Genomic DNA, 2,371 nt, shown 5'->3' with positions numbered 1-2,371 from the left:
AGCTACTGCAAAAAAATCCCCCGTCAGCGGCTGCGTCATCTATAATGGCGCAGATTGATGCTTTCGCGCTATCACACTGATTGATTCAGCCTTGCCAGTTAAGCTTTGATGTACCCTATTTAAACGGGCGGTTTTTATCAACGCTTTTGGTCAGCACATTGTTAACTACAATGGTTCAGTTTTTCGCGTGTTAGCGTCGGCACAAGCGCCGTTGCGACCAAGCAGCTTGGCGCGTTGCATTATAAAAACCGACGATTATTTGATAAGGAATGCTTGTATGAGCACACACGATATCCCCGCATTATTTGAGCAATGGAATGCGGCACTGCAAACCGGCGACCCAAAGCAAGTGGTTAGCCTTTACGAAACTAACGCTATTTTATTGCCGACGGTGTCTAATCAGGTGCGCCACAACCACGCCGAAATTGAAGATTATTTTGTGAGTTTTTTAGCCAAAGGCCCAGTGGGTAAAATTGATGAGTCGAATGTGCGCAGCTTTGGTGATATTGCTATTAACTCGGGCGTGTATACCTTTAGCTTTAAAGACGGTGCCCAAGTACAGGCCAGGTTTAGCTATGTTTACCGCTGGAATGGCCAAGCCTGGAAAATTATTGAGCATCATTCATCGGCAATGCCTGAGGGCTAGGTTTTTTTGCTTACTGCTTACTGCTTACTGCTTTTTGATTTTTGCTAGAAAGCTTTTTGATTTTTGCTAGAAAATTAGCCAGCGTTTTCTCGCTTGTGTAAGCTTAGCCTAAAGTTGTTTATACAAGCTTATATCAAGGCCAGCCAATGCTGGCCTTTTTTATGCCTGACAAAAACCCTAGATATATTTTGCCCACAGCGTATTGGGGTGGCGGGCCTTAAGCCCACGATAGTAAACACATAAGGGGTAAAGGCCAATCAGCAGAGCCAGCGTGATTGCATAGGTCATGCCGAGTTCGGTGAAATGCCTGAGGCCTAAATAGGTCGCCGAGCCCTCCAGCAGCAGGCGATGCACTAAATAAAAAAACATCGCATTTTGACCAAATACCAGCAGCACCCCATTCTGACGCACGCCGATAAGCTTTTCTAGCTGCATCATGCTGGCAAGAATGATCGCCATCATGCCTAGCTCCAGAGTTAGATAGGCAAGCGAGGGTGGGTATTTGCTGACGTGCAGCCATTGCACAATCGAATTGTCATAGCGAAACAGCCACAGATTGCCATAATCGTTGTGGTAGCGAATGCCATAATAGCTCAGCAGCAACAGCAGGCCTAAGGCAAACAGCAAGAGATCGGGTCGCATCTTGTGCTGACCGGCTTGATAGTTGAGTAAATAGCGACCAAAAGCCCAGCCCAATACCATCACTGATAGCCAGGGTATCACCGGATACTTAATGACTAAGTCGACAGCGTTATAGGTGGATATCAAAAGCGCAGCTGCCATAGAGCTGGGGTTGTGGGCTTCGGGTGGCCAGACGCTTGCGGTGATCCATTCGCCAGCGATCCACCAGCTTAGCGCAATTGTCAGCAGGCCAAGTAGCGAGGCTCGGCGCAGCAGCGCCATACACATCATCGACACGCCAATCGCAAATAAGACTTGAAAGGTCATGCGGCCAGAAAACAGCGAAATAATGGTGGGGTCTAAAAGTGCGATAAAGGCGCCGCGGTAGAAAATGTCTTTATCGATTTGCCGGCTGTCGACGCCTTTGGCGACTTTTCGTTCTACGCTAATAGCCAGTGCCGTACCGGCCAAAAAAACAAACACCGGGGCGCAGATATGCGCAACCCAGCGGGTAAAGAACTCCAGCACTGGCAGCGGGTCGCCGTATTGGTAAAGTATCGCTGAGTCATTCGAGAGATGATGCTTGTTATAGGCCATTGAAACATGGTCTAGCGCCATCAGAATCATCACAAAGCCGCGCATCCAGTCGATCGAGGCAATTCGGTTTGAGCTGGGCATAGGATTGCTATCCTTCCTCAAAGTCTTAAGCTATTTACGTATCACACAAGGCTAGGCAGCCTGTTTAAGGTTTGGTACTTATAGTTCAAAGCTTGTGTTCAAAATTTAAGTGTAGCCGCATGCTGGCTGCAAAGTACAGTAAGGCGGATGACTATCCGCAAAGATTTTAATATCGCGGGCTGTTTATTTTGCTGGTACATTTTGGCGCTTTATTTGCGCTATCGATTCGGGCTGTTAAAAGCCAATTATAGAAAGCCTGCAGTAGGGCTAAGTATAAGAGCTAAAAATACGAAATTAGTATAGGCGCTAGGTATAAAAGCTAAGTATAAACGAGGATTCTCTAAAAGAGATGGTACCAGAGGCCGGACTCGAACCGGCACACCCGTTAAGGCGGGGGATTTTGAATCCCCTGTGTCTACCAATTTC

The 2,371-nt window shown here is 47.4% G+C and carries 2 protein-coding genes; one reads left to right on the top strand and one right to left on the bottom strand.

Translation table 11 applies throughout. The annotated features are described in order from the left end of the window. Positions 1–277 precede the first annotated feature (277 nt). Positions 278–646: an SgcJ/EcaC family oxidoreductase gene (locus HRU21_12605; GenBank protein ID NRA43130.1), complete on the top strand. Its 369-nt coding sequence runs from the start codon at positions 278–280 to the stop codon at positions 644–646. 177 nt (positions 647–823) lie between these two features. Here HRU21_12605 and HRU21_12600 read toward each other — a convergent pair whose 3' ends face one another. Next, entirely contained in the window at positions 824–1,945 is a 1,122-nt protein-coding gene (locus tag HRU21_12600) for a DUF1624 domain-containing protein (GenBank protein ID NRA43129.1), read from the bottom strand. Between the last annotated feature and the right edge of the window lie 426 nt (positions 1,946–2,371).

This window comes from Pseudomonadales bacterium, from assembly GCA_013215025.1.
GTDB lineage: Bacteria > Pseudomonadota > Gammaproteobacteria > Pseudomonadales > DT-91 > DT-91.
Note: the sequence above shows the minus strand (reverse complement) of the source record. Positions and strands in the feature narration are given on the sequence as shown.

What these genes read in the sequence shown, in the direction of transcription:
- HRU21_12600 (NRA43129.1), bottom strand. Translation starts at nt 1,945, where the DNA reads ATGCCCAGCTCAAACCGAATTGCCTCGATCGACTGGATGCGCGGCTTT.
- HRU21_12605 (NRA43130.1), top strand. Translation starts at nt 278, where the DNA reads ATGAGCACACACGATATCCCCGCATTATTTGAGCAATGGAATGCGGCA.